Origin of the sequence: Synechococcus sp. CBW1006, from assembly GCF_015840525.1 — a bacterium.
Lineage (GTDB): Bacteria > Cyanobacteriota > Cyanobacteriia > PCC-6307 > Cyanobiaceae > CBW1002.
In genome coordinates, this window is the sequence record NZ_CP060396.1 from 2,915,260 (window position 1) to 2,938,329 (window position 23,070).

25 protein-coding genes are annotated in these 23,070 nt (G+C 64.2%); 17 read left to right on the forward strand and 8 right to left on the reverse strand.

Annotated features, from left to right (window positions below; translation table 11 throughout):
* The first annotated feature begins 109 nt into the window (after window positions 1–109).
* A complete protein-coding gene (locus tag H8F26_RS14195) occupies window positions 110–769 on the forward strand; it encodes a response regulator transcription factor (protein ID WP_197154958.1) in 660 nt (219 codons plus the stop codon).
* Window positions 770–807: 38 nt separating this feature from the next.
* Here the strand turns inward: H8F26_RS14195 and H8F26_RS14200 are convergent, their stop codons facing one another.
* The gene (locus tag H8F26_RS14200; RefSeq protein ID WP_197154960.1) at window positions 808–4,815 is read right to left on the reverse strand and encodes a magnesium chelatase subunit H; all 4,008 of its coding nucleotides are present in this window, start codon (window positions 4,813–4,815) and stop codon (window positions 808–810) included.
* Window positions 4,816–4,969: 154 nt separating this feature from the next.
* Between H8F26_RS14200 and dapB the strand changes: the two genes are divergently transcribed.
* From dapB to H8F26_RS14225, 5 genes are all read left to right on the forward strand, one after another.
* Window positions 4,970–5,854, forward strand: coding sequence for a 4-hydroxy-tetrahydrodipicolinate reductase (gene dapB, locus H8F26_RS14205; protein ID WP_231597849.1), 885 nt, complete (start codon window positions 4,970–4,972; stop codon window positions 5,852–5,854).
* Window positions 5,854–6,498 (forward strand): hypothetical protein, encoded by a 645-nt coding sequence (locus tag H8F26_RS14210; RefSeq protein ID WP_197154962.1) that lies wholly within the window; start codon window positions 5,854–5,856, stop codon window positions 6,496–6,498. Before dapB ends, H8F26_RS14210 begins: the two co-directional genes overlap by 1 nt.
* 99 nt (window positions 6,499–6,597) lie before the next feature.
* Complete coding sequence (locus H8F26_RS14215; RefSeq protein ID WP_197154963.1) at window positions 6,598–6,864, forward strand: high light inducible protein; 267 nt, start codon at window positions 6,598–6,600, stop codon at window positions 6,862–6,864.
* Between the two features lie 55 nt (window positions 6,865–6,919).
* A complete protein-coding gene (locus tag H8F26_RS14220; RefSeq protein WP_370594626.1) occupies window positions 6,920–8,119 on the forward strand; it encodes an FAD-dependent monooxygenase in 1,200 nt (399 codons plus the stop codon).
* A 12-nt stretch (window positions 8,120–8,131) separates the two neighbouring features.
* Window positions 8,132–8,344 (forward strand): DUF2949 domain-containing protein, encoded by a 213-nt coding sequence (locus tag H8F26_RS14225; protein WP_197154965.1) that lies wholly within the window; start codon window positions 8,132–8,134, stop codon window positions 8,342–8,344.
* A 6-nt stretch (window positions 8,345–8,350) separates the two neighbouring features.
* On the opposite strand, the gene H8F26_RS14230 is transcribed toward H8F26_RS14225, so the two are convergent.
* A complete protein-coding gene (locus H8F26_RS14230; RefSeq protein WP_197154967.1) occupies window positions 8,351–8,890 on the reverse strand; it encodes an adenine phosphoribosyltransferase in 540 nt (179 codons plus the stop codon).
* 96 nt (window positions 8,891–8,986) lie between these two features.
* Between H8F26_RS14230 and H8F26_RS14235 the strand changes: the two genes are divergently transcribed.
* The 5 genes from H8F26_RS14235 (at window position 8,987) to ppk2 (ending at window position 12,098) form a co-directional block, all read left to right on the forward strand.
* On the forward strand, window positions 8,987–9,547 hold the full coding sequence (locus tag H8F26_RS14235; protein ID WP_197154968.1) for a DUF3038 domain-containing protein: 561 nt from the start codon (window positions 8,987–8,989) through the stop codon (window positions 9,545–9,547).
* A gap of 108 nt (window positions 9,548–9,655) precedes the next feature.
* On the forward strand, window positions 9,656–10,282 hold the full coding sequence (locus H8F26_RS14240; protein ID WP_197154976.1) for a DUF4335 domain-containing protein: 627 nt from the start codon (window positions 9,656–9,658) through the stop codon (window positions 10,280–10,282).
* A 45-nt stretch (window positions 10,283–10,327) separates the two neighbouring features.
* Window positions 10,328–10,573, forward strand: a complete 246-nt coding sequence (locus H8F26_RS14245) for a hypothetical protein (protein ID WP_197154977.1) — start codon at window positions 10,328–10,330, stop codon at window positions 10,571–10,573.
* A complete protein-coding gene (locus H8F26_RS14250) occupies window positions 10,570–10,938 on the forward strand; it encodes a hypothetical protein (protein ID WP_231597850.1) in 369 nt (122 codons plus the stop codon). Before H8F26_RS14245 ends, H8F26_RS14250 begins: the two co-directional genes overlap by 4 nt.
* A 347-nt stretch (window positions 10,939–11,285) precedes the next feature.
* Window positions 11,286–12,098, forward strand: coding sequence for a polyphosphate kinase 2 (gene ppk2 / locus H8F26_RS14255; protein WP_197159229.1), 813 nt, complete (start codon window positions 11,286–11,288; stop codon window positions 12,096–12,098).
* Between the two features lie 164 nt (window positions 12,099–12,262).
* On the opposite strand, the gene H8F26_RS14260 is transcribed toward ppk2, so the two are convergent.
* The 3 genes from H8F26_RS14260 to H8F26_RS14270 all read right to left on the reverse strand — a co-directional run bounded on the left by H8F26_RS14260 (window position 12,263) and on the right by H8F26_RS14270 (window position 13,773).
* Window positions 12,263–12,820: a thermonuclease family protein gene (locus tag H8F26_RS14260; protein WP_231605230.1), complete on the reverse strand. Its 558-nt coding sequence runs from the start codon at window positions 12,818–12,820 to the stop codon at window positions 12,263–12,265.
* 162 nt (window positions 12,821–12,982) lie between these two features.
* The gene (locus H8F26_RS14265) at window positions 12,983–13,396 is read right to left on the reverse strand and encodes a cupin domain-containing protein (RefSeq protein WP_197154980.1); all 414 of its coding nucleotides are present in this window, start codon (window positions 13,394–13,396) and stop codon (window positions 12,983–12,985) included.
* A 164-nt stretch (window positions 13,397–13,560) separates the two neighbouring features.
* Window positions 13,561–13,773, reverse strand: coding sequence for an acetyltransferase (locus H8F26_RS14270; protein ID WP_197154981.1), 213 nt, complete (start codon window positions 13,771–13,773; stop codon window positions 13,561–13,563).
* A gap of 191 nt (window positions 13,774–13,964) precedes the next feature.
* Between H8F26_RS14270 and H8F26_RS14275 the strand changes: the two genes are divergently transcribed.
* Window positions 13,965–15,194: an FAD/NAD(P)-binding oxidoreductase gene (locus H8F26_RS14275; RefSeq protein WP_197154983.1), complete on the forward strand. Its 1,230-nt coding sequence runs from the start codon at window positions 13,965–13,967 to the stop codon at window positions 15,192–15,194.
* A gap of 23 nt (window positions 15,195–15,217) precedes the next feature.
* Entirely contained in the window at window positions 15,218–15,373 is a 156-nt protein-coding gene (locus tag H8F26_RS14280; protein WP_197154985.1) for a hypothetical protein, read from the forward strand.
* 55 nt (window positions 15,374–15,428) lie between these two features.
* On the opposite strand, the gene H8F26_RS14285 is transcribed toward H8F26_RS14280, so the two are convergent.
* The 3 genes from H8F26_RS14285 to H8F26_RS14295 form a co-directional block, all read right to left on the reverse strand.
* Entirely contained in the window at window positions 15,429–16,364 is a 936-nt protein-coding gene (locus H8F26_RS14285; protein ID WP_197154986.1) for a CHAD domain-containing protein, read from the reverse strand.
* An 89-nt stretch (window positions 16,365–16,453) separates the two neighbouring features.
* Window positions 16,454–17,626, reverse strand: a complete 1,173-nt coding sequence (locus tag H8F26_RS14290; protein ID WP_197154988.1) for an esterase-like activity of phytase family protein — start codon at window positions 17,624–17,626, stop codon at window positions 16,454–16,456.
* Window positions 17,623–17,907, reverse strand: a complete 285-nt coding sequence (locus H8F26_RS14295) for a hypothetical protein (RefSeq protein WP_231605231.1) — start codon at window positions 17,905–17,907, stop codon at window positions 17,623–17,625. Before H8F26_RS14295 ends, H8F26_RS14290 begins: the two co-directional genes overlap by 4 nt.
* A 517-nt stretch (window positions 17,908–18,424) precedes the next feature.
* Between H8F26_RS14295 and corA the strand changes: the two genes are divergently transcribed.
* The 4 genes from corA to H8F26_RS14315 all read left to right on the forward strand — a co-directional run bounded on the left by corA (window position 18,425) and on the right by H8F26_RS14315 (window position 22,960).
* Window positions 18,425–19,330, forward strand: coding sequence for a magnesium/cobalt transporter CorA (gene corA, locus H8F26_RS14300; RefSeq protein WP_231605641.1), 906 nt, complete (start codon window positions 18,425–18,427; stop codon window positions 19,328–19,330).
* Window positions 19,331–19,443: 113 nt separating this feature from the next.
* A complete protein-coding gene (gene pstS / locus H8F26_RS14305; protein WP_197154990.1) occupies window positions 19,444–20,424 on the forward strand; it encodes a phosphate ABC transporter substrate-binding protein PstS in 981 nt (326 codons plus the stop codon).
* 179 nt (window positions 20,425–20,603) lie between these two features.
* Window positions 20,604–21,626, forward strand: coding sequence for a phosphate ABC transporter substrate-binding protein PstS (gene pstS, locus H8F26_RS14310; RefSeq protein WP_197154991.1), 1,023 nt, complete (start codon window positions 20,604–20,606; stop codon window positions 21,624–21,626).
* A 197-nt stretch (window positions 21,627–21,823) separates the two neighbouring features.
* Window positions 21,824–22,960 carry an IS5 family transposase gene (locus H8F26_RS14315; RefSeq protein WP_197153730.1) on the forward strand — a complete coding sequence of 379 codons (1,137 nt, stop codon included), beginning with the start codon at window positions 21,824–21,826 and terminating at the stop codon, window positions 22,958–22,960.
* The last annotated feature ends 110 nt before the right edge of the window (window positions 22,961–23,070 follow it).

A 23,070-nucleotide genomic window follows, 5' to 3' on the forward strand; every position in this document is an offset into this window, starting at 1 on the left:
CTTGCTCGTTGATTCGTCCTATGACTGTCCACTGATCTCTTGATGGGCTTCTGCTCTGGCCGTGTCCCTTTTGCCATTGGCTTCCGTGGAGCATGGCCACCTCTTGTTGTTGGCCAAGGGCAACGAAGCCCAGCTCCTGGCAAAAACGTTTCGCGGTGTTGGGTACCGTGTGGCTCTCTGCACCACGTCTGCCATGGCGGCTGCTGAGTTTCAGCAGCTCCCCTTCCTTGCGGCCGTCATGGATGCCTCCATGTCAGACGTGAATGTGGCACAGCTCAGCTCCCGGCTGCGCGAATCCGGTTGCACAACGCCTCTGCTGGCGCTCTGCGATTCCAACCATTATCAGGATCGCGTCGCCCTTCTGGATGCTGGTGCCGACGACGTGATCAGCCGCCCTTACGCCATCGAAGAACTGCTGGCCCGACTGCGTGTCTGGCAGCGTCGCTCCAGCATGGGCCATGTGGATGCCGCAGGCGATCTGCTCTGCCACAAGGATCTGATCTTAAATACCGAAACCCGTGAGGTGCAGAGGGCCGGAACAGCGATCAAACTCTCGGTGAAGGAATACGACCTGCTGCTGTTTCTGCTGCGCCACGCCGGCCAAGTGCAGGAGCGGCAACGCATCCTGGAGGCGGTGTGGGGGGAGAACTTCTTTGGTGATGCCAATATCCTGGAAGTGTATATCCGCTATTTGCGTAAAAAAATTGAGCGGCCCGATCTGGAGCCGCTCATTCAGACCATCCGTGGTGTGGGTTATCTGCTCAATTAGGTCTTCAGCCTGAGTTTTGCGGTTTGGCTTCTGAAGGTTCAGCCTTGGGGCGTAACGCCTTCAATCCGATCTTCGATCTCCTGGTAGATCTCCTGCAGCTGGGCGATGTTCTCATCGCTGGTTTCCCAGTAGCCGCGGCCATTCACCTCCAGCAGGGTGCCCACGATGCGGCGGAAGCTGTGGGGGTTGAGGTCCATCAGCCGCTTGCGCATCTCGGGATCGTTGATGAAGGTGTCGTTGGCTTCCTCATAGACGAAATTATCCACCGAGCCGCTGGTGGCGCTCCAGCCAAGCGTGAAGTTAAGCCGTTTGGCCACCTCTCGCACGCCCTCATAACCGGAATTGAGCATGCCTTCATACCACTTGGGGTTGAGCAGCTTGGTGCGGGAATCGAGGCGGATCGTTTCACTCAAAGAGCGCACCTGGGCGTTGGCGGTGGTGGTATCGGCGATGTAGCTCGCCGGTGCCTTGCCATCGTCGCGCAGGCCCTGGATCAGCTTGGTGGGATCGGAATCGAAGTAGTGGCTCACATCGGTGAGCGAGATTTCAGCGGAATCGAGGTTCTGGAAGGTCACGTCAGCGGTTTTCATCGCTGATTCGAACACCTCCCGCTTCTGGTTCATCTCGCCGGGATTGTCGGCATTGAAGGCGAAGGTCTTGCGGCTCAGATACATCTCCTGCAGCTCCCCTTCCTCCTCCCAGGTGCTGTTCTCCACCGCCAGGTTCACATTCGACGAGTAGCTGCCGCTGGCATTGGAGAACACGCGGGTGGCGGCATCGCGCAGGCTGATGCCATTGGCGGCCGCCTGCTCCTGGGCGTGCTTGCGCACGAAGTTGCTCTCCAGCGGTTCGTCCGCTTCGGCGGCCATCTTGACCCCCTGATCGATCAGGCCCATCTGGTTGATGAACAGATCGCGGAACACACCGCTGCAGTTCACCACCACATCGATCCGCGGACGGCCCAGCTCTGCAAGCGGAATCAGCTCCAGCTTGTTGACGCGGCCCAGGGAATCGGGCACCGGCCGCACACCGATGAACCAGAGGATCTGGGCCAGGGATTCACCGTAGGTCTTGATGTTGTCCGTGCCCCAGAGCACGCAGGCGATGGTTTCGGGCCAGGCGCCTTGCTCAGCCTTCTGGCGCTCGATCAGCCGATCCACCACCACCTTGGCGGCGGCGATGGCGGCGCGGGTGGGGATCGCCTGGGGATCGAGGGCGTGGATGTTCTTGCCGCTGGGCAGCACCCCCGGGTTGCGGATTGGATCGCCGCCCGGCCCTGGAATCACGTATTCGCCATCGAGGGCCTTGAGCAGGCTCTCCATTTCCATATCGGCGCAGATCTGCTCGAGGCAGAAGCGCAGGTAGGCGAACAGTTTGTCGAGTTCGCCCGCATCCACGCTCACAAAGCCCGCAGCGCAGCAGGCCCGCAGCCAGGGGCTGGGCAGCTTGAAGCCGATCCGCTCCAGCAGGCTCACCAGCCAGCCGAAGTTGCGCCGCAGCGTCACCCGGCCATCGCGGCCCGTCACCTCCCGCACCATCGCCCCCACTGCCAGGCGGCTGGTTTCGGTAATACGGCGGTTGAGCTCCACATCGGCCAGTACCCCCTCATCGTTGCCGCGATACACCGCTTCGATCGTGCGCCCCAGGCTCTGGGCCAGCAGGGCCGGCAGGGAGCGGATGCCCTCCTCTTCCCGCTCCAGGGCGGCGATGTTCACCAGGGTGGCGATCGCTTCTTCGGCGGTGGGGGGCTTACCGATCGTGTGCAGGCCGCAGGGCAGCAGCCGGCTCTCGATCTCCATCAGCTGGCGGTACACCGCCCCCACCACGGCATCGCGGCCATCCAGATTCAGCTCGGCGGCTTCCCCCTCCGGCAGGGTCACATCCTTATCAAGATTGCACTGGCGCGCCGTTTCCACGATCGCGTTGACGATCTGCACACCTCTGGAGCTTTCGCGCAACTGCTGGTAGGAGCCCACCAGCTCGCCCAGCTCCTTCAGCCCCTTGTAGAGACCGGCATTTTCGGCCGGGGGGGTGAGGTAGCTGATCGTGGCGGCATAGCCGCGTCGCTTGGCGATCGTGGCTTCGGACGGGTTATTGGCGGCGTAGTAGTACAGATTCGGCAGGGCGCCGATCAGGGAATCCGGATAGCACATCTCGCTCATGCCCATCTGCTTGCCGGGCATGAACTCCAGCGAGCCGTGGGTGCCGAAGTGCAGCACCGCATCGGCGCCCCACACCTTCTCCAGATAGGTGTAATAGGCCGCGAAGCCGTGATGCGGACTGGCGCTGCGGGAATAGAGCAGCCGCATCGGGTCGCCCTCGTAGCCGAAGGTGGGCTGCACCCCCACGAACACATTTCCGAAGTGGCGGCCGTAGATCAGCAGGTTGGTGCCGTCGGAATTGAGGTTGCCGGGGGGCTTGCCCCAGTTCTCCTCCAGCCTCTGGGAATAGGGGGTGAGCCGCTCGTATTCCTCCACGCTCATGCGGTGGGCGATCGCCAGTTCCGGTGCCCCCTGCAGGGCCTCGGGATCGTTGATCACCGCCTCCATCAGTGCCTTGGGGGTGTGGGGCACGCCCTGCACGTCGTAGCCCTTGCGCTTCATCTCCTCCAGCACCCGGTGGATCGAGCCGAACACATCCAGGTAGGCGGCGGTGCCCACATTGCCCTTATCGGGAGGGAAGCTGAACACGGTGATTGCCAGCTTCTTGTCGCTGCGGGGCTTGATCCGCAGCGACGCCCAGCGGATCGCCCGCTCGGCAATCGCCTCGACCCGGTCCTGCAGGGTGTGGGCCTTGCCGGTGGCATCGTCGCGGCCGCTCAGCACGATCGGCTCGATCGCCCCATCCAGCTCGGGGATGGCGATCTGCAGGGCCACCTGCACCGGGTGCAGCCCCAGGTCGCTCTCCTCCCATTCCTGGGTGGTCTGGAACACCAGCGGCAGCGCCACCATGTAGGGGCGGTTGAGGGTCTTGAGCACCTCGATCGCCCTGGGGTGATCCTGCCGGGCGGGGCCACCGACCAGGGCGAAGCCGGTGAGGCTCACCACCCCATCCACCAGCGGTTGGTCGGGGTTGAGCGGGTCGTAGAAGAAGGCATTCACCGGTTTGGTGAAATCGAGCCCGCCACAGAACACCGGGATCACGGTGGCGCCGCGGTATTCCAGTTCCTGGATCACGGCCACGTAGTGGGCCTCATCGCCGGTCACGATGTGGCTGCGCTGCAGCACCAGGCCGATCACCGGGCCCTGGCGGGCCTGGTCGGAGAGGTCGGATCGGCTGGTGTTCCAGTTGAGGTATTCCTTCAGATCTTCAAACATCCCCGGAGCCAGGGGATGCCAGATGCCCAGGTCGGGGAACACCACGGGCTCGGCCACCTGCAGCTCCGGCCGGTCATGGCCGCTGCGGGGGAAGACGTACTTATCGGCCAGCATCAACAGGAAGTTGCGCAGGTTGTCTGGCGTGCCGCCCAGCCAGTACTGGAAGCTGAGCATGAAGGAGCGGGCATCCTGCGCCTTCTCCACCGGCAGGTACTTGAGAACCGTGGGCAGGGTGTTGAGCAGCTTCAACATCGCGTCCTGGAAGCCGGCGCTGTTGGCCTCCTTCCGCTTCTTCATGAAGCTGGCGATGGCGCTCTTGCTCTGGCCCAGCTGGGCCATCGAGAAGGTGCCCAGCTTGTTGAGACGCATCACCTCCGGCATGGAGGGGAACACCACGGCGGCCTTGAGCCGGTCGCGGTGGGGCGCCACCGCCTCCACCACCTTCTGGGCCAGGTCTTCGATGAAGATCAGCGAGGCGATGAGCACATCCGCATCGGCCACATCGGCGCAGAAATCGGCGTAGTTCTGCGGATCGCGCAGTTCTTCGATCAGGTAGCCGCTCAGTTCGATCGCCAGGGGACCGTTCTGGTCGTTGAGGCTGTTGGCAGCGGTGGTGAGGGCGTTCTGGTACTGGGGCTCCAGCACCACATACACCGCCTTCATCACGGCGCGGCCCTCACGGCTGGCAGGGCTGACCCGGCGGTTGGCGGAGCGGACCTGCGTGAACATGCGGGCGGATTGAGCAATGTGAAGGAGCCTACGAAGGGCCGTGCACTCTCGCGAGCCCTTCTTTCAAGGCGTTACAGGGCTTGCGGATCGGCCCTTGCCGGCGTAATGGCCGGTTCGGAAGCCCGCATAGGCTCGCCTGGTTCCGCCGATCGCCATGACGAGCGCTCCCGTTCCCCCAGCCATGCCTTCCGCCACCCCCGCCGCTGCTCCGATCCCGGTGGTGGTGGCCGGTGCCCTGGGCCGCATGGGCGCCGAGGTGGTGCGGGCCGTGCTGGCGGCACCGGACTGCGCCCTGGTCGGCGCGATCGACACCACCCCCGGCAAGGAAGGTGTCGACGTCGGGCTTGAGCTGGGGCTGGAGGAGCTGGAGCTGGCGATCACCGCCGATCTCGAGGGCACCCTCTGCCAGGTGAGCCAGAGCGTGCGCAACGCCGGCCCCGGCGGCGGTGCCGTGCTGGTGGATTTCACCCATCCGTCGGTGGTGTACGAGCACACCCGCGCCGCGATCGCCTACGGGGTGCATCCGGTGATCGGCACCACGGGGCTGAGCCCGCAGCAGCTGGCGGATCTGGCCAGCTTCAGTGAGAAGGCGTCGGTGGGGGGAGCGGTGATCCCCAACTTCTCGGTGGGCATGGTGCTGCTGCAGCAGGCCGCCGCCGCCGCCGCCCGCTTCTACGACTTCGCCGAGCTCACCGAGCTGCACCACAACCGCAAGGCCGATGCTCCCAGCGGCACCTGCATCAAGACCGCCGAACTGATGGAGGATCTGGGCAAGGCCTTCAATCCGGCCCAGGTGGAGGAGCACGAAAGCCTGGCGGGCTGCCGCGGTGGTCTGCGGGAGAGCGGGCTGCGGCTGCATTCGATCCGCCTGCCGGGCCTGGTGGCCCATCAGGAGGTGATGTTCGGCGCCCCCGGCGAGACCTACACCCTGCGCCACGACACGATCGACCGCTCGGCCTACATGCCCGGGGTGCTGCTCACCGTGCGGCAGGTGCGCAAGCTGGGGGGCCTGGTCTACGGCCTGGAGCGGCTGCTCTGATGCTGCTGCCCCTGAAACCGGGTGAACTATCGCGGCTGATTCCGGCGGTGGCCACCGGTCCCCAGTTCGCGGCCTCCAGCGGCAATCCGCGCAAAGTGCTGCAGCGGCTGCTGATCTCGCTGATCGGCGGGGTGATCTCCCTGCTGGTGGCCCAGAGCCTGTTCTCCAGCCGTTTCGGGCCGGTGTGGCTGGTGGTGGGCTTTGTGTTCCTGCTTTACATGCTCTGGGGTCCGATCCTCGAGGCGGGGCGCCGCAACGCCACCCTGCGCCGTTATCCGGTGGCGGCCCTGTTCGAGGGTGAGGTGGGCGATCTCTACACCCGTGAGGTGGTGGAGGAGCGGCGCGAGCAGGCGGGCAAGCAGGGGCGGCTGGAACTGGTGGAGAACAAGCGCACCTGGCTCTGCCTCGAGCTCGAAGATGAGGAGGGCTACCTGGGCCAGGTGCGCTTTCCGATGGAGAAGAAGCACCAGGCGATCCGGCGGGGCATGGTGGTGCGCGCCCTGGTGCTGAGTGAACGCAAGGATTTCGCCCGCATCGGCGCGATCAGCGATGCCTGGCTGCCGCAGCCGAAGCTGTGGGTGGGCGAGTACCCCTACCTGCTGCGGCCGGCGTTTGAGGAGCTCTGCCTGCGGCGGCTGCGCTGAGGCGGGCCTGGCCTGAGCCAGCTGCCCATCAAGGCGGGTTTGCTGACAGAAACGAAACATTGCGTTACAGTCTTCGTAACACCCCGTAACGAGGTCTCCATGGCTCAAGCCACCGCTACCACCCCCGCCGCTGCCGCCGCCGTCATCCGCGGCGCCACCGTGACCACCGAAGACGGTGGTCGCCTCAATGCCTTCGCCAGCGAGCCCCGCATGGAAGTGGTGAGCGCCGAGAGCGGCTGGGGCTTCCATGAGCGCGCCGAGAAGCTGAACGGCCGCATGGCCATGCTCGGCTTCATCGCCCTGATCGCCACGGAAATCGCCCTCGGCGGCGAAGCCTTCACCCGCGGTCTGCTCGGCATCGGCTGAGCCAGCCGCTCGCTTTAATCTCCCCACCGCAGCGGAAAACCGCTGCGGTTTTTTGTTGTTGCCACCCGATCGGATGACCCTGCCGCTGCAGGCGCGGGTTCACGGAGCCGGCCCCACCGGCGCCCTGGCGGCCCTTGCCCTGGCTGATGCCGGCTGGGCTGTTCGCCTCGTGGATCCCCTCGATGCCGAGCGGCTGCAGCAACGCAGCCGCGCCTATGCCTTCACCCACTCCAGCCGGCGCCTGCTGCAGCGGCTGGGGCTGTGGCAGGCGCTCGAGCCGCTGTTGACTCCCTTCCGGGACCTGCAGCTGCGTGATCTGGCGCTCGATCCAGGCGGTGACTTTGGCGTTGGGTTCGTGGCCGCGGATCTCGCTCCGGTGGATCCAGTGCCGGCAGGAGGCGCTGCCGCCGTGGGCTGGATCGCAGAGCATGGCCCCCTCCTGGCGGTGCTGCTGGAGCGATTGCAGGCCCATCCCGCCGTGACCCTGCAGCTCGAGCAGGGCAGCCGCCCGGACGATGCCGCGGTTGGCGCCTGCGATCTGCTGGTGGCTGCCGATGGGCCGGCCTCGCCCCTGCGCACCGCCCGCGGCATCGGTGTCTGGCGGCGTGTCTACCGGCAGGCCTGCCTCACCGCCCAGGTGCAGCTGCGTGGCAGCGCCCCCGACCAGGCCTGGGAGCTGTTCCGCCCCGAAGGTCCCTTCGCGTTGCTGCCCCTCGGCGGCCAGCAGGTGCAGGTGGTCTGGAGCGCGCCGGTGGCCCGCTGCCGCCAGTTGGAGCAGCTCGGTGGCCCGGCCTTTCTCGATGCCCTGGCCGGCACCCTGCCGGATCGCTTCCAGCCCGACGCTCTGCTTGACACCCCGCGGGCCTTCCCGGTGGAGCGGCTGCTGGCCCATCGCCTGCACAGCGGTTCGCTGGTGCTGGTGGGGGAGAGCGCCCACCGCTGCCATCCGGTGGGCGGCCAGGGCCTCAACCTCTGCTGGCGCGACGTGGCGGTGCTGCACCGGCTGGCCCTTCGCGTCGCCTCGGGCCGGCTGCGGCCCCGCCGGCTGCCCGCCGCCTACGCACGCCGCCGCTGGCCCGATCTGCTTGCCACCCTGCTCGTGACCGATCTGCTGGTGCGGCTCTATTCCACCCGCCTGCCCCTGCTGCTGCCGCCGCGCCGCCTGGCCGTGCTGCTGCTGCAGAGGTTCGCGCCGCTGCGGCGGCTGGTGCTGTCGCAGATGACCAACGGGACTTGCCTTCCCAGCCGCACCTGACACCATGACGCCATGGTGATCAGCACCACGCCCCAACCCACCCCGCCCTCGGCCCTGGTGCAGTATCTGCGGCTGCAGCTGGGCCTGAGCGAGAGCGCCCTGGCGCTGGGATTGCGCCAGGCCCGGCTCGAGCAGGCGCCCTTACCGGTGGTGCTGTGGCGCTTCGGGCTGATCAGCCTCGATCAGTTCGATCAGGTGCTGCGCTGGCAGAACAGCCACACCTGAGATGGTTCAGGCGTAGATGATCAGCGATTCGATCGGGTGCTGCTCCGGCAGGCGGCGACGGCCTTTGAGAGCCGCCAGTTCGGCCACGAAGCCGAAGCCGCACAGCTCACCGCCGGCCGCCTGCACCAGCTCGGCACAGGCTGAGGCCGTGCCGCCGGTGGCCAGCAGATCGTCGACGATCAGCACCCGTTCGCCGGCGGCCAGGGCATCGCTGTGGATCTCGAGCCGGTCGCTGCCGTACTCGAGCTCATAATCCACACCGGTCACGGCGCCAGGCAGTTTGCCGGGTTTGCGCACCGGCACGAAGCCCAGCCGGGTGGCCGTGGCCAGGGCCGTGCCCACGATGAAGCCCCGTGATTCGATGCCCACGATCAGATCCGGCTGGAGGCGCTCACACAGCACCGCCAGCTGGCGGATCACCTCCTGCCAGCCATCCGGATCCCGCATCAGGGGCGTGAGATCGCGAAACAGAATGCCCGGCTTGGGAAAGTCAGGGATGTCGCGCACCAGTTGCCGCAGATCGAGCGGGGATGGGCTGGCGACCATGGCGGGGCTGACGGAGGGGTGAATCGGACGGAAGCGGCGCGGCGGAAACCCCAGCGGGCGTGACGGAAGGGCTCTGCCGCTGGCATCATCGCAGCCATGGTCCAGACCCTCCCCGTGCAGCACCCCGAGACTCAGCCTGTGGGGGGCGAGCCGCTGCCCAGGCGCGGCGTCGAGCGGCTCGACCTGATGCTGCTCGCCGTTGAGGCCCTTGATCTCAACGGCGGCGAAGCCATGGTGTGGATGAGCGAGCAGCTGGGCTTCTCCGGCCTCTTCCCCAACCGGGTGGAGCTGTGGAAGCGCCGCTGCCACAACCCCCTGCGCCGCACCACCCGCCGCGGCTCGCTCGTCGAGGCTGAGACCGATGCCCTGATCCGCATCCTCTGCGCCCTGGCGGATCGGCTTTATCCGATGCTGCGTGCCCTGCTCTCCCAGGCGGAACCGGAGGCGCTGACCCGCCAGCGCTGGGCCCTGTTCGAAGCCCGGCTGGCCGAGCTGCTGAATGAGCGCATGAACCCTCGCCGTGGTGGCGTGCAGCAACTGCTCGATCCGCAGGGCGGCGCCGACCAGCGCCGTCGCCTCATTCAGGCCCTGGCTTTGGGGGCCGGTCCCGGCGGCTTCGAGCGGATGCGGGCCAGCCTGCGGGATGCGGCACCCTGATCGGTGGCTTCCAGATCAGGAGCCCCCTGATCAGCGGCCTGCTTTGACCCTCACGTTGCTTCGCCGGCCGCCTTCCCTTCCTCCGCCCCCTGCCCGTTCCCCGTTCCCTTGAAGCAGACCTTTCGCTACGACCAGACCAGCTGCCGCTTGCAACTGGAGGGCCTGCCCGATGTGTCGGTGGGGCACAGCGGTGCGGTGATCGGCATCCTCACCGGCTGGTCGCTGCAGTGGACCGGCCGTCCCGAACTGGAGGGACGCAAGGAGCACCTGATGGCGCTCATGCAGGTGGTGCTTCCCTACGCGCGGCAACTGATCAGCGGCGTGGACCGGCCCGTGGGTGGTGCCGACCTGCCGGTGGAGATCCGGGGCAAGTCCGGTGGTGGACACCGGCTGCAGCTGCGCAGCAGTCAGCCCGATACGCCCCCTCTGGAGGTGGTGCTCGACGACGCCGAGCTTGCGGATCTGGTGCGGGTGCTGGATCAGGTGCGCCTCGATGGGCGCGTCACCCTGCGCTGGGAGGTGCCGGAGCCCCAGCCGTTGCGCACCCGCGAGCTCCTGGAGCGGGTCCCTTTGCGTCGACGTCTGGCGGCGCCGTTGGGAGGGGTCGTGGTGCTGGCGGTCAGCGCCGGCCTCGGCTGGCTGGTGCCGCCACCGGCTCCCTTGAAGCCTGTCGCCCCCGATGAGCGGGCCGCGCCGGCCGCCGCCAACGAGGCCCCGGTTGCGTCTCCCCCCTGAACGGTGGCTGGTCACACTGGAGTGGTTGTAGGCGGCAGCCATCCCATGTCTCTCACCTGGTCGGAACTGCGGCGCCGCGTCACCCGCCTCGGCGCCAGCCTCGATGTGGTGGTGCGCAGCGACCCTGAGGTCTGCGGGCTGAGCGGCAGGACGTTCCATCTCTCCCTGCACCACGGCGGCCAGGGCGACTGCACGGTGGGAGATCTGTCCCTGGTGGATTGCCCCAACGAGCTGGTGCTGATGGAATTCGAGCGCTGGATGCGAGGGGCCGGTCATCGGCTTGAAGGATGAGCCGCGATCAACCCGCCATCCATCTGCCCCGCACCAGTGGGCCCAAGCAGCGCAATGTGTTCAGGGGAAGGCGTCGTCGCCCGCCCCGCTGGCGCCAGGTGTTCGCCGCTCTGGCCCTGGGCGCGCTCGGTGCCGGTCTGCTGGTGGGCCTGCTGCAGCTGCCCAGTCGCTTTGACACGATCCTTCTGGTCAGCACGGCGATCGCCAACCTGATCGACGGCCTCGGGAGTTTCCTGCTGGGAATGCTTCAGCTTGCCGCCCTCGCGCTGGTGCTTGCGGTGGCGGTGGCGGGCCTGCTGCTGCTTGTGGCGGCGGTTCTTCGCTTCGTGCGGGCCTTCCTGCCTCAGCCTCGCCGGCCGAGTTGATCAGCGCTATCCATCAGGAGTGTCCTCCCGGTGATGAAGCGATGGTCAAACGCGGCAAATCCAGTCCGGCCAGGTCTGACGTGGAGGGCAAAGCCAGGAGCAGTGGCAAGGGCGAGGGGAGTGGCAAGGGCAAGGGGAGTGCCAGAGCCCTGGAGAACGGTGCCAGACAAGTGGCGGCCACAGATCAGAAGCCGCGCCTATCGAGACCAACCTCCAAGACCACCCGCGGTCGCAGGACCGGCGACGCGATTCCGGCCGTGCGTCTTCACTTCGGAGCATTGAGCGATCGGTATTACCCCTCCGCCCAGCTTGATGACCTCACCGACGTGGCGGTGGATTCGCTGCCCATGGCTGAGCTCAGGGGCGTTGGCGAGTCCACGGCGAAGTTCGATCGTAAAGCCTATGAGCGGGAGCTCACCCGCCTGCAGCAGGAGCTGGTGAAGATGCAGTACTGGATCAAGAGCAGCGGTTTTCGCCTGATCGTGTTGTTCGAAGGCCGGGATGCGGCAGGTAAAGGTGGCACGATCAAGCGCATCACCGAACCGCTCAATCCACGCGGCTGCCGTGTGGTTGCACTGGGAACCCCCTCGGATCAGCAGAAGAGCCAGTGGTATTTCCAGCGCTATGTGGAGCATTTCCCCTCCGCCGGTGAGATCGTGATCTTCGATCGCAGCTGGTACAACCGCGCCGGAGTGGAGCGGGTGATGGGGTTCTGCAGTGAGGCTGAAGTGGAGGAGTTCGCTCAGTCGTGTCCGGAGTTCGAACGGATGCTCGTACGTTCCGGCATCGTGTTGCTCAAGTACTGGTTTTCCGTGAGCGACGAGGAACAGGAGGCCCGGTTTCAGGCGCGCATCGATGACCCCACCCGGCGCTGGAAACTCTCACCGATGGATCTGGAGGCTCGCGATCGATGGATCGAGTTTTCGCAGGCCAAGGATGACATGTTCGCCCACACCAACATCCCGGAGGCACCCTGGTTCACGGTGGAGGCGGATGACAAACGCCGGGCTCGCCTCAATACCATTCACCACCTGCTGAGCAAAGTGCCGTATACCGACATGACCCCACCCAAGATTGCTTTGCCACCCCGCCGGTCGGCCCCATGGATTGACCGGCCGCCGATCAATGAGCGATTCTTCGTGCCCAATTGTTATCCCTGAATCGGGATGTGAACCTAGCCGTGCAGCCGCTCGATCCAGTAGCCGGCCAGTTGCCAGGACGACCAGAGGAAAATGACGAGAAACATCCAGTTCATCCAGGCGGGACGTTCGCGAGGTTCAGGAGTCATGCGGGTGCAGCAGCAATGGGGCGTGTTCGCGCTGGATCAAGGTTCAGCGGTGGTGTCGCCCAACCGTTGGATCAGGTCCCAGGGGCGTTCAATCCCTCCGGGCGTCGACCAGACGCCAAGCTTGCGGCGGCGTGCCTCGGCCTCCAGGGAGGCATAGGGGAGATCGTCACAGAGGCCGAGATAACCGTCGAAGACGAAGACAGCGCCACGCTGCAGCTGGCGGGCTGCCACGTCCTGGCCCTGGTGTCGCACCACCGCCACCTCCCGGGCAAACACATCTCGGGCGCGCAGTTCCAGGGTCACGGCAGTCCCGGCAGGCAGGCTGTCGAGCAGCAGCTGGCGTGCCTGACGTGCAAAGGGTTGCTGCTGGGGGCGTGGGGCCTGAATGCAGGCCAGCCGCACCCGTCGCTCCTGTCCCTTCACGTTGACCAGCAGATCCTGACCTGTGGACACATGAATCACCGTGGCGCTGGAGAGCAGAGCGCTACCGGGTGGCGCGCTCACTGCCGGTTGCGTCGGGATGACGGCTTCTGCCAGGGCCCCACCACTGACGAGGCTCAGGGGGAGCAGCACTGCCAGGGAGCCACGTACCACCCTCGAGGCCGTCCTGATGGCAGCGGCTCCACGGGCAGACGGAAGTGATGGCAGTGGTGCTGCTGATCGAGAGCAGGGGGCAGGGGCGGAACCCAATCGGCAGAGGCGGCTGGGCGGGACTCTAGGCAGAGTCGCCCCGCTCGGCACTGCGGTGACGAGCATTCAGGCCGCCAGGGAGCGCCACTGATCGAGCAGGGCCTCCGGTACCCGCCGGGGGCGGTAGTCGCGGGGGTCGTTTGGCCCATGGCGCAGCACCGCGTTCACCACCAGGGCTGGAGTGCGGCCGCGGTTGATCGCGCCATGGGGCACCCCAGGGGGAATGCGTACCCATGCGGGCTCGTCCTCACGCAGGGTGATGTGGTGCAGACGCTTCTGTTGCAACACCACCAGATCAATCGAGCCGCGCAGCACCATCAGCTGATCCGTCTGGTTTCGGTGGCAGAAGAGTTCATCGATCCGATCGGTGCCCACCTCGGCGATCAGGGTTTCATCGCTGGCTTGTGGCTCGCAGAACAGGGTGTGACCGGAGAAGGATCGCTGAATCTGCAGGAGCTCAATGTGTCGGGCCAGGCCCATGGAGTTGTTGCAAGTGGATGAAGACTTGCAACAACTTCCTGGGATTCTGGTGTTACTTGCTACCCGATTGGGCCCCAGTCAGGGTTCCACGGCATGGCTGTTGTCCGGCCTGCTCTGTTTTCCGGTCTGGTTGTCTGCTGTTGATGCAGCGTCGCTCCATGAACTCAGAGCTTCCGATAGTCGGGATCGACCCAGCAGCGCGGCAGGCCTTCCCCGGAGGGAAACTGCAGATCTGCTTTGCCGAAAGGCTCGGGTTCCTGCATCTCCTCTCCGGCGTGGAAGCGCCCCAGCACCCGCGCCGCGAAGGGATCAAACAGTTGCTTCAGGTCCAGCACTTCAACAAGGGCCTCGTCCTCCTGGCGCAATTTCAGAAACATGACGACCTCCAGCCCCACGGGGTCAGGGTTTTCTCAAGTCTGATCACAACCGCCGCGGTTCGGTATCGGTCGTCACGTTTGCTTGTCTTCTGTGGCCGGCCTCACCGGCTTTGCACCACTCCCGTGACGGTTTCCTGGACGAAGGCGCAGGATCCAGGTAGATCAAGGCCAGCTTCGTTGTCGGCCGGACCATGGCCCATCACCAGATCCTGATCCTTGGCGGCGGTACCGCCGGCCTCACCGCGGCCAGCCAGCTGCGGCGGGCCCGGCCGGAGCTGGAGGTCGCCATCCTCGAGCCGTCGCGGGATCACTACTACCAACCTGGCTGGACCCTGGTGGGCGGCGGTGTCTTCACCCTGGAGCAGACCCACCGGCTGGAAGTGGACCTGATCCCGGAGGGCGTGGTCTGGATTCATGATGCCGTCGCGAGCTTTGATCCTGATGCCAATGCGGTGCGCACCGCCGGAGGCGCCACGATCACCTACGACGTGCTGGTGGTCGCGACCGGCATCAAGCTCTGCTGGGAGCGGATCAAGGGCCTGAGCGAGGCGCTGGGCAGCGACGGTGTCACCAGCAACTATTCGCGGGAGCACGCTGCCTACACCTGGCAGACGATTCAGAACTTCAAGGGTGGAAATGCCGTGTTCACCTATCCGGAGACGCCGATCAAGTGCGCCGGTGCACCGCAGAAAATCATGTACATGGCCGACGACGTGTTCAAACGCTCGCCGGAGGTCGCTTCCCGTACCAAGGTGATCTATGCCACGGCAACTCCGGGAATCTTCGGCATCCCGATTTATGCTGAGCCCCTCAAGAAGGTGGTGGCACGCCGTGGCATCACCACCAACTTTCTGCACACCCTCAAGGAGGTGCGTGCCTCGAGCAAGGAGGCCGTGTTCCACGTGAAAGACGGGGACACCATCCGTGAAGAAGTGATCTCCTACGAGATGCTGCATGTCACCCCACCGATGGCAGCGCCCGATGTGGTGGCCGAGAGTCCCCTGGCCGTGGCTGGCCCGGGTGGTTGGGTCGAGGTGGATAAGTTCACGACCCAGCATGTTCGTTTCCCGAACGTCTTTTCCCTGGGGGATGTCTCGTCTCTACCGAACTCCAAGACGGCTGCGGCGGTGAGGGGCCAGGCGCCGGTGCTGGTGGCCAACCTGCTGGCCTTCCTCGATCAACGTCCCCTGGAGGCCCGTTACGACGGCTATGCCTGCTGTCCGCTGATCACTGGCTATGGCAAAACGATCATGGCTGAGTTTGATTATGATGGCAATCCCAAACCATCCTTCCCCTGCGATCCCACCCAGGAGCGCTGGACCATGTGGATCGTCAAGACCAAGGTGCTGCCCTGGCTCTACTGGAACCGTATGTTGAAGGGCTATGGACATGAACGTCAGTTCATGCCGGGCGTCTCCTGAACTCCCCTACCTGAACTCCCCTAATGGTGCTGCTGGGTGTAACTGGCAGCCCGCTGGCGTTGCTCCAGGACATAGAGAGGAATCTGCTGGCCGGGATGATCGGGATCCGATACGAAGCTGCACCAGTGACGGATTGTGCTCTGATGAATCTGGCAGCTTTTGGGATGCTCTACCTGTGAGGCCGGGTGGTCTGAGCCATGGCCCCGGGCGCGACGACGCTGGCCGGACCTTTTGTCAGGTTTCATCGGTCACTCCTGGGCATGAGCTGAGAAACAGGCCCTGAAATTCCCAGCGCCGATCCCTCGCCTTGAGGCGACTGGCGAGCGTTTGCCAGTCTTCCCAGCAGCGGTCCAGCTGATGCTGGATGGCTACCCCCAGCTCAGGCAGGTCAGCCACCCGTGGCCGCAGCTCCTGTTCGCCGATCACATCGGCCAGAACCTGAAGATCATGGAGCTCACCAAGGGACTCCTGTGCGAGCTTCAACTCCTGAATCCAATGGTGACCGCCGCTGGGCAGGAAAGGCTCAAGGTTTTCGAGCGCGTAGCGCGCCTCCTTGATCCGCTTTCGGAGTTCGTGTAACGACTTGTCGCGTGGATTGGCTTCCTGCCAACCCGCATGGAGAAACAATCCATGGCTGAGAGATCCTTGCCACTCGACCAGCCAATCGCCGATCGGCTGCTGCCCAAGAATGGTGAAATCCGGCTTTCTCAGCCATTTGCTCAGCCGTGCCAACATCTTCAGATAGTTGGCATCCTGCAGAGCTTTTTCCAATCCTTCAAAGGCCTGGCGGCGGTTGCGTGCGAGCCCTTTAAGCAGCCGCTTCAAGGCCTTCGCCTTGATCGTTGGATCGGAGTCCTCACCATCGGCAGAGATGGGCAGGGCGGGAAACAGATCGAGCTCCAGTCGCTGCCTGAGCACGTCCAGATCCCTGGTCAGTCCCGTCTGGCGTGTGACGCGGGCCAGGCGTTGCTCACTTACGCCATCGGGAAGTATCAAAGCTGCTTCGAATTGATTCAGCACCGTGCGTAAGCGACGCAGTGTCACCCGCAGCTGGTGCAGAGCTTCGGGGTCCTGATCCGCCAGAACTTCGGGATGCAGTCTGCCAATCCGCCGGGTCTGCTTCTGAATCAGATCGGCCACATAATCGCCACAACGGGGGGACGTGGCCATGGCTTTGCTGTCTGCAAGGGTGATCAGGACTGAGAATCCGCTCATGGTTCAACCTGCCAGCGCGAGGTGAGTCAGACGTTCAGGCTGGGTTATTGCTTTGCCTGGCCTCCTCCACTGACCTTAGGTGTGCGGAGCGTCACTGCACGGTTCTGCTGCCCTGAGGGCGCCAGGTCTCCCTGGTGACTGCAGCCTGGCTGATGCCGGGGCGCGATCACCGCCAGGAGGTTCTGCTGGAAGGGGTTGAAGTTGTCGTCGCTCACCAGCACGAAGCTGGAGCGACCATCCGCCAGAGTGGGCCCCTGGGTCAATCCTTCCCAGTTGTCGGGTGGAAGCCCGCTGCTGATCAGATCCCAGCGGGCCTTCCTGTGCCATTGGTCCTGTTGGAGTTCGACGAGGCTCAGTTCGGCTCGCCAGGAGCCTGGAGGTGTGAAGGATCGCCACAGGGCCAGGGTGGGGAGCGTGGCGGATGGACCCGACAAGGCCAGAAGATCCGTGAGCCCCCAGGCTTCACTCACGTCTGGAGCCAGCAAGGGAGGCAGCACCCGGCTGGTGATGTCAGCTGAGCTGGCCGGCACGGACCAGAGCAGGGTGCGACGCTCCCGGGCTGAATCCTGCAACAGCGGCTGTTCTGTCGCCATCAGCAGCCGCAGCGTTGGGTTCGGTGTTGTCGAGCCAGAAGGCAGCAGGGTGAGGGATTCCGGTCCGCCGTTCGGCGCAAGGCCAGATCGGGTCCGAAGGTGCCATGCCTCAGGCAGAGGGATGGCCTGCCTGAGTGCCCCGGAGTGGCGATCGAAGCGCAGCAACCTGGCCGGCTGTGCCGGTGTCAGGCGCCCTTCGCTGGCCACCCAGGCGTCAGAGCCCTGCAGCACCAGCCCTTCGCCATCCATCTCAGGTCGAAAGCTGTTGCCGCTGCCGCTGCCGCTGCCGTTGCCGGCTTCTCCGCTCTGCAAGGGAATGGTGGCAAACAGCTGCAGGAGTTGCGGTTCCTCCTTCCGGTTCGATCCCATCGGATGGAGGCCCATCCCATTGGGGCCCCTCAGGATCTGACGAAGACCACGCCAGCCGAGCAGCTGGCCGCGGGGTGTATCGCTGATCAGCCAGAGCACATCGTCTTCAGGCTCGTACACAGCCCCTGAAAAGCCTCCGATCGGCTCTCCCTCCGTTCCCCTGCGGGGCATGGTCTGGGTGAAGAGCAATTGCCAGCCAGCGGAGAGCGGACAGGGCAGATCGGCAGGAGGGGCGACCGGAGCCGCCACGATCATGGAGTCTTCGTGTCGAGTAACGCATCTTTGCTATAGCGCAAATCTTTCCAGATCGCCCGGATTTCGGCATAAGCCTGTTCCTGGGAGATCTTGCCATTGGCCTGTAATCCCACGATCAGGCCGACCCGCTCAGCAAAGGATTCAAGATTTTGATGGAACACCAGCCTCTCGGGAGACCACCCAGATCCCCAGTAGCCTCCATGGGCTTCCATCGGTGATTGGATTCCATCCGGAGCCCAACCCGAGCTCGATTGGGCGAGTTCTGAGCGTTCGTCGCCCAAGATCATCCTTAACGTTCTGATCCTCTCAATTTAGTCAGGCTGGTTCGGCGATGTTGGTTAAGACTGGCTCAAGCTTTCCGGCTCCGCCTCAGCTGGCGGTTTGCCGGGGTGCTGCGACGCTTCAGCCGGCTGTGATGCACGGCACTGTTCCACGGCTGCAGCAAGTCTGGAATGGGGGGCGTGATTCCACTGTCAACGCCATGGCCTTCCTGCAGCGTTCCTGGCTAAAACCGGTGGGCATCTGCCTGCTTCTTCAGGCGGCCCTTCTCAGTGGGGGCAGGGTGTTCCATGGCTGGCTCATCCCGGAGGAACGGTGCTGCGTCTCACGCCTGGAGCTCTGACCTCCCAGCGTCTGGAGGAGAGACCGGCCAATCTGCCCAGTCACCTGTATGTGCACGGCGGGCAACGGCCCACCACGTTTTCCGCTGTCGTGTTTCTGCCTGAGGGGCCTGTGCTCCGTCAGGTGCAGACCGGCGACGAGAGCCTGCTGGATGTGGCACGACAGCGGCAGTTGCCAGTGTGGTTGCGGATCAGTGGGCTGCGGGATCGCCGTCGGATCGAGGCCTTGCTGGCGCGCCTCGACGTGCCAGCGGAGCTGCTGCCTCCCCTGCTGGACGTGCCTCAGCGGCCCAGGGTCGATTCCTTTGGCGAGGCGGTGCTGGTGGTGCTGCACCGGCTGGGTTTCGCCAAGGATCCTGCCCATCTGGTGAGTGAGCAGGTGGGATTGCTTCTGTTGCCCGATCTGTTGGTCACGCTGGAGGAGGCCAGCAGCGGAGAACCGTTTGCGGACCTTACCGACTGGTTGATCTCTCGGGCCGGAGCAGTGGAGCATCGCGATCTGGACGATCTGCTGCATTTTCTGATCGATGATCTGCTTGATGATCTGTTCCCGATGCTGGAGAGTATTGCTAACAGACTGGATGACCTGGAAGCTGCCGCCCTACGCCAACCCAAGCCAACTGTATTGGGAAGAACCACACAGTTTCGTAGTGGCGTTCGCACGATCCGCAGCCAGATCTGGCCGTTGCGCCATCAGATCCGAGCCCTTCTGCGCCAGCGCCAGCAGCTGCTGGGCCCCGAGGCCCTGGGCGGATTTCAGGAGATGGCTGACCTGGTGGAGTTGCTGTTTGATCAGTGTGAATCGCTGCGGGCCCAGTGTGATGCGATCACACAGGCCTATGCCGCCAGCATCGGCAATCGCATGAACCAGGTCATGAAGACACTCACAATCCTCACCAGTGTCTTTGCCCCGCTTACCTTTATTGCAGGAATCTATGGCATGAACTTTGACGTGATGCCCGAGCTTCACTGGCGCTATGGTTATCTGACAGTGATCCTGCTGATGGGCGCTGTTGCTGTTCTCCAGGCCTCCTGGCTTTGGCGCCGTGGCTGGTTCGAAGATTGGACGACGCCGCGTCGTTGAATCCCCGGTTGGGTGTCGCGCAGACGACGGGGATGCCTCGCCTTAACCCTGCAATAACGACTGGCGTACCGGCCAGTTGCTATCCAGGATGGGCCCCACCCCATGGCTATTCAATGACCTTCGTCAAGAAGGCCCTGATCTTCGGAACCCTGGCAGCACTTGGCGCCGGAGCCGCAGCATCCGCCCAGTCCACTCTCAATGGGGCCGGCGCCACATTCCCGGCTCCCTTCTACCTGCGTGCCTTTGATGGGCTTGCCAAGACCGGGACGCGCGTGAACTACCAGGCTGTTGGTTCTGGCGCCGGTGTGCGTCAGTTCGTTGCCGGCACCGTGGATTTTGGCGCCACCGATGAACCGATTAAAGCTGCTGAAGCTGCCAAGGTGTCGCGCGGCGTGGTTCAGTTCCCCACCGTGGGAGGCACGATCGCGATTGCCTACAATAAGCCTGATTGCGCGAACCTGAAGCTCACGCAGAAGCAGGCAGTCGATATCTTCCTGGGCACCATCAAGACCTGGGATCAGCTCAAGTGCGGCAAGGGCCCGATCAAGGTGGTGCACCGTTCTGACGGTTCCGGCACGACTTTCGCCTTCACCAACTCGCTTTCGGCCTTTTCTCCCACCTGGAAAAGCAAGGTTGGTGAGGGAAAGACCGTCAAATGGCCCGTTGGTATCGGCGGCAAGGGCAATGAGGGAGTGGCTGGTGTGATCAGCAACACCAGTGGCTCAATCGGCTATCTGAACCAGGCCTTTGTCAGGGGCAAGATCAAGGCAGCAGCTCTGCAGAACAAGGCAGGCAAGTTTGTGCTGCCGAATCTGGCCAGCGGCGCCGCGGCACTGAACAACATCCGTCTGGATAGCAACCTGGCCGGGGAGGATCCCAATCCCGCCGGTGCAGCCAGCTATCCGATTTCGACCCTCACCTGGATCCTTGCCTATCAGAAAGGTAACGGTGCCAAGGCCGCCACGATCCAGAGGGCGATGAACTATCTGCTCAGCCCCGCTGCCCAGGACCAGGCCGATAACCTCGGCTATGTTCCGCTCAAGGGCAATATCCTGGCCGCGTCCCGCAAGGCTGTGGCTCGCATCGGCAAGTGATTTCCGCGGGCTGGACCGGCGCCATCCATCGCTGCTGGTTCAGCCCGCTCTTCCTTGGATCCGCCGATGCAGCGTTCTCCAAAGCTTGCCCGCTAGCGGGAACACCAACTCGTCGCCATTGGAGCTCGCTCTCGAGCACGCTGTCTACGATCAACGTCCTGTAACCCCTCTTTCTGTCCATGGCTTTTCCCAGCTCCCTCCTCCGTCCGCGTGCCATCGCGGCGGTGGCGACTCTCACGGCGATCGGTCTGACCGGCTGCGGAGGTGGAGGCGGAGGCGGTACCACCATCAGTGGAGCAGGGGCAACCTTTCCTGCGGCGGCTTATCAACGCTGGAGCAGCGACTATGCGGCTGAAACCGGCAATCAGGTGAATTATCAGTCGGTGGGATCAGGTGCGGGTGTGCGTCAGTTTGCCGCCGGCACGGTGGACTTTGGTGCCAGTGATGAGCAACTCAGCGAGGAAGACTTCAAGGCAGGTGCGGCGGGCCAGCGGGGTGCTCTGCAGATTCCGATGTTGGGCGGCACAGTCACGCCGGCCTACAACAATGCCGATTGTCCCGATCTGAAACTCACCCAGGCTCAACTCGCCGATATCTTCCTCGGCAAGATCAAGGACTGGAAGGATCTCGGTTGTCCGTCGAAGCCGATCACGGTGGCCCACCGATCCGATGGCTCCGGCACCACCTACGCCTTCACCAACTCCCTGGCTTGTTTTTCGCCTGAGTGGAGCAAGAGTGTGGGCAAGGGCAAGAGCGTCAACTGGCCCGTTGGCGTGGGGGCCAAGGGTAACGAGGGCGTGGCTGGCCTGCTGTCCAACACTCCTGGTTCGATCGGCTATGTGAACCTTGCCTATGTGCGGGATCCGCTGCGCCCAGTGGCGCTGCAGAACAAGGATGGTCAATTCGTGCTTGCCAGTGTGGCCAGTGGCGCCGCAGCGCTCAACAATGTCGTACTCAACGACAAACTGGGTGGTGAAGACTGCAACCCCGCTGGAGCTGAGAGCTTCCCGATCGTGGCCTTCACCTGGATCCTGGCCTACGAAACTGGCTATGGCGACAAGAAGGCCGAGGCCGTGCGCAACTTCCTCGACTGGTCCCTGGGTGAGGCCCCGCAGAAGCAGGCAGCTGAGCTCGGCTATGTCCCCCTCACCGGTGAGGTGCTGAACAAGGCTCGCGCCGAAGTGGCCAAGATCGGCAGCTGATGGTTCCCCACTGACTTCTCACCAATGGATTCTCACGAAACGGTTCTCAGCAACGCTGGGCATCGTCTGGGAAGAATCCGTGGTTTGGCTCCCGCCAGGGTTGAGGGTTCTTGTTCCCTCGATCTCTGGCGGCTTTCTAAGAGTTTGCTGAAAAACCCCGCCGCCTCTGCGAAAATAGGGCAACTGCCCCAGGTTTGATGCGAGGTCAGCAGGAGCGCAGCGGCTCCTTGTTCTCCTACGTCTCGATCGAGGAGCGGATCCCGACCAGCCATCCACTCAGGCGGATTCGCAAGCTGGCGGATCAGGCCCTCGATCGACTCAATCCCACCTTCTGCAGGTTGTATGCCTCAGAAGGGAGACCATCGGTGCCGCCAGAGCAGCTGCTGCTGGCCTCGTTGTTGCAGGCGTTCTACGGCATCCGCTCCGAGAGGCTGCTGCTGGAGCAGGTCCACTACAACCTGCTGTTCCGCTGGTTTGTGGGCTTGAGCCCTGACGATGCGATCTGGCATCCGACCACATTCACCAAGAATCGTGATCGGCTCCTCACTGACGACGTCATGGGGCTGTTCCTGGAGAAGCTGATGGGAGCACCCGAGGTCAAACCGCTGCTCAGTGACGAGCACTTTTCGGTGGACGGCACGTTGCTCCAGGCCTGGGCGTCACACGCTTCCTTGGAGCGGATCGATGGCCAGGAGGATCCTCCGCCTCCGCCCACAGGTCCTGGCGAAGGATTCGGTGCTCCCAAAGAGGGAAAGAAGCGCGCCAAAGGGGACTTTCGCGGCATCAAGCTCAGCAACGAGACCCACCGCTCCAGCACCGATCCTGAGGCACGGCTGGCCCGGAAATCGAATGCCCATCCAGCGCAGCTGAGCTATCGGGGCCATGTCCTCATGGACAACCGCCACGACCTGATCGTCGATTGCCGCGTCACCCAGGCCACGGGCACCGGTGAGCGGGATGCCGCCAAAGAGATGGCAGCAGACCTCACCGGTGCCCACCAGAAGACCGTCGGCGCCGACAAGAACTACGACACCAAAGGGTTTGTCGCTGAGATGCGGCGGATCGGTGTCACGCCCCACGTGGCCCAGAACACGGCCCGCAGCGGTGGCTCAGCCATTGATGGCCGCACCACCCGTCACGTGGGCTACTCCAAATCGATCAACGCCCGCCGGGGGATCGAAAAGGTGTTTGGTTGGATCAAGGCGTTCGGAGGGCTGCGCCAGTTCAAACTGCGCGGTACCGAGAAGGTCGGCGCCGTGTTTGGCCTGCATGTGATCGCCTACAACCTGATCCGCCTGGGCAACCTGCTCAAGCCCGCGATGGAGGCGGCATGAACAGCCCGTTGTCCAGAGGTGTGCCCAATAGGCCTCAACCAATGCCTTGCAGAGAGGCCAACGATGCCGAAATCGGGCTGTTTGCGGCTCTGATAGCCGCCGATCCGTCT

Excerpts from the sequence above, each read along its gene's own strand:
- H8F26_RS14200 (WP_197154960.1), bottom strand. The coding sequence starts at position 4,815 with ATGTTCACGCAGGTCCGCTCCGCCAACCGCCGGGTCAGCCCTGCCAGC.
- dapB (WP_231597849.1), top strand. The coding sequence starts at position 4,970 with ATGACGAGCGCTCCCGTTCCCCCAGCCATGCCTTCCGCCACCCCCGCC.
- H8F26_RS14210 (WP_197154962.1), top strand. The coding sequence starts at position 5,854 with ATGCTGCTGCCCCTGAAACCGGGTGAACTATCGCGGCTGATTCCGGCG.
- H8F26_RS14215 (WP_197154963.1), top strand. The coding sequence starts at position 6,598 with ATGGCTCAAGCCACCGCTACCACCCCCGCCGCTGCCGCCGCCGTCATC.
- H8F26_RS14225 (WP_197154965.1), top strand. The coding sequence starts at position 8,132 with ATGGTGATCAGCACCACGCCCCAACCCACCCCGCCCTCGGCCCTGGTG.
- H8F26_RS14230 (WP_197154967.1), bottom strand. The coding sequence starts at position 8,890 with ATGGTCGCCAGCCCATCCCCGCTCGATCTGCGGCAACTGGTGCGCGAC.
- H8F26_RS14235 (WP_197154968.1), top strand. The coding sequence starts at position 8,987 with ATGGTCCAGACCCTCCCCGTGCAGCACCCCGAGACTCAGCCTGTGGGG.
- H8F26_RS14245 (WP_197154977.1), top strand. The coding sequence starts at position 10,328 with ATGTCTCTCACCTGGTCGGAACTGCGGCGCCGCGTCACCCGCCTCGGC.
- H8F26_RS14250 (WP_231597850.1), top strand. The coding sequence starts at position 10,570 with ATGAGCCGCGATCAACCCGCCATCCATCTGCCCCGCACCAGTGGGCCC.
- ppk2 (WP_197159229.1), top strand. The coding sequence starts at position 11,286 with ATGGCTGAGCTCAGGGGCGTTGGCGAGTCCACGGCGAAGTTCGATCGT.
- H8F26_RS14265 (WP_197154980.1), bottom strand. The coding sequence starts at position 13,396 with ATGGGCCTGGCCCGACACATTGAGCTCCTGCAGATTCAGCGATCCTTC.
- H8F26_RS14270 (WP_197154981.1), bottom strand. The coding sequence starts at position 13,773 with ATGTTTCTGAAATTGCGCCAGGAGGACGAGGCCCTTGTTGAAGTGCTG.
- H8F26_RS14275 (WP_197154983.1), top strand. The coding sequence starts at position 13,965 with ATGGCCCATCACCAGATCCTGATCCTTGGCGGCGGTACCGCCGGCCTC.
- H8F26_RS14280 (WP_197154985.1), top strand. The coding sequence starts at position 15,218 with ATGGTGCTGCTGGGTGTAACTGGCAGCCCGCTGGCGTTGCTCCAGGAC.
- H8F26_RS14285 (WP_197154986.1), bottom strand. The coding sequence starts at position 16,364 with ATGGCCACGTCCCCCCGTTGTGGCGATTATGTGGCCGATCTGATTCAG.
- H8F26_RS14290 (WP_197154988.1), bottom strand. The coding sequence starts at position 17,626 with ATGATCGTGGCGGCTCCGGTCGCCCCTCCTGCCGATCTGCCCTGTCCG.
- pstS (WP_197154990.1), top strand. The coding sequence starts at position 19,444 with ATGACCTTCGTCAAGAAGGCCCTGATCTTCGGAACCCTGGCAGCACTT.
- pstS (WP_197154991.1), top strand. The coding sequence starts at position 20,604 with ATGGCTTTTCCCAGCTCCCTCCTCCGTCCGCGTGCCATCGCGGCGGTG.
- H8F26_RS14315 (WP_197153730.1), top strand. The coding sequence starts at position 21,824 with ATGCGAGGTCAGCAGGAGCGCAGCGGCTCCTTGTTCTCCTACGTCTCG.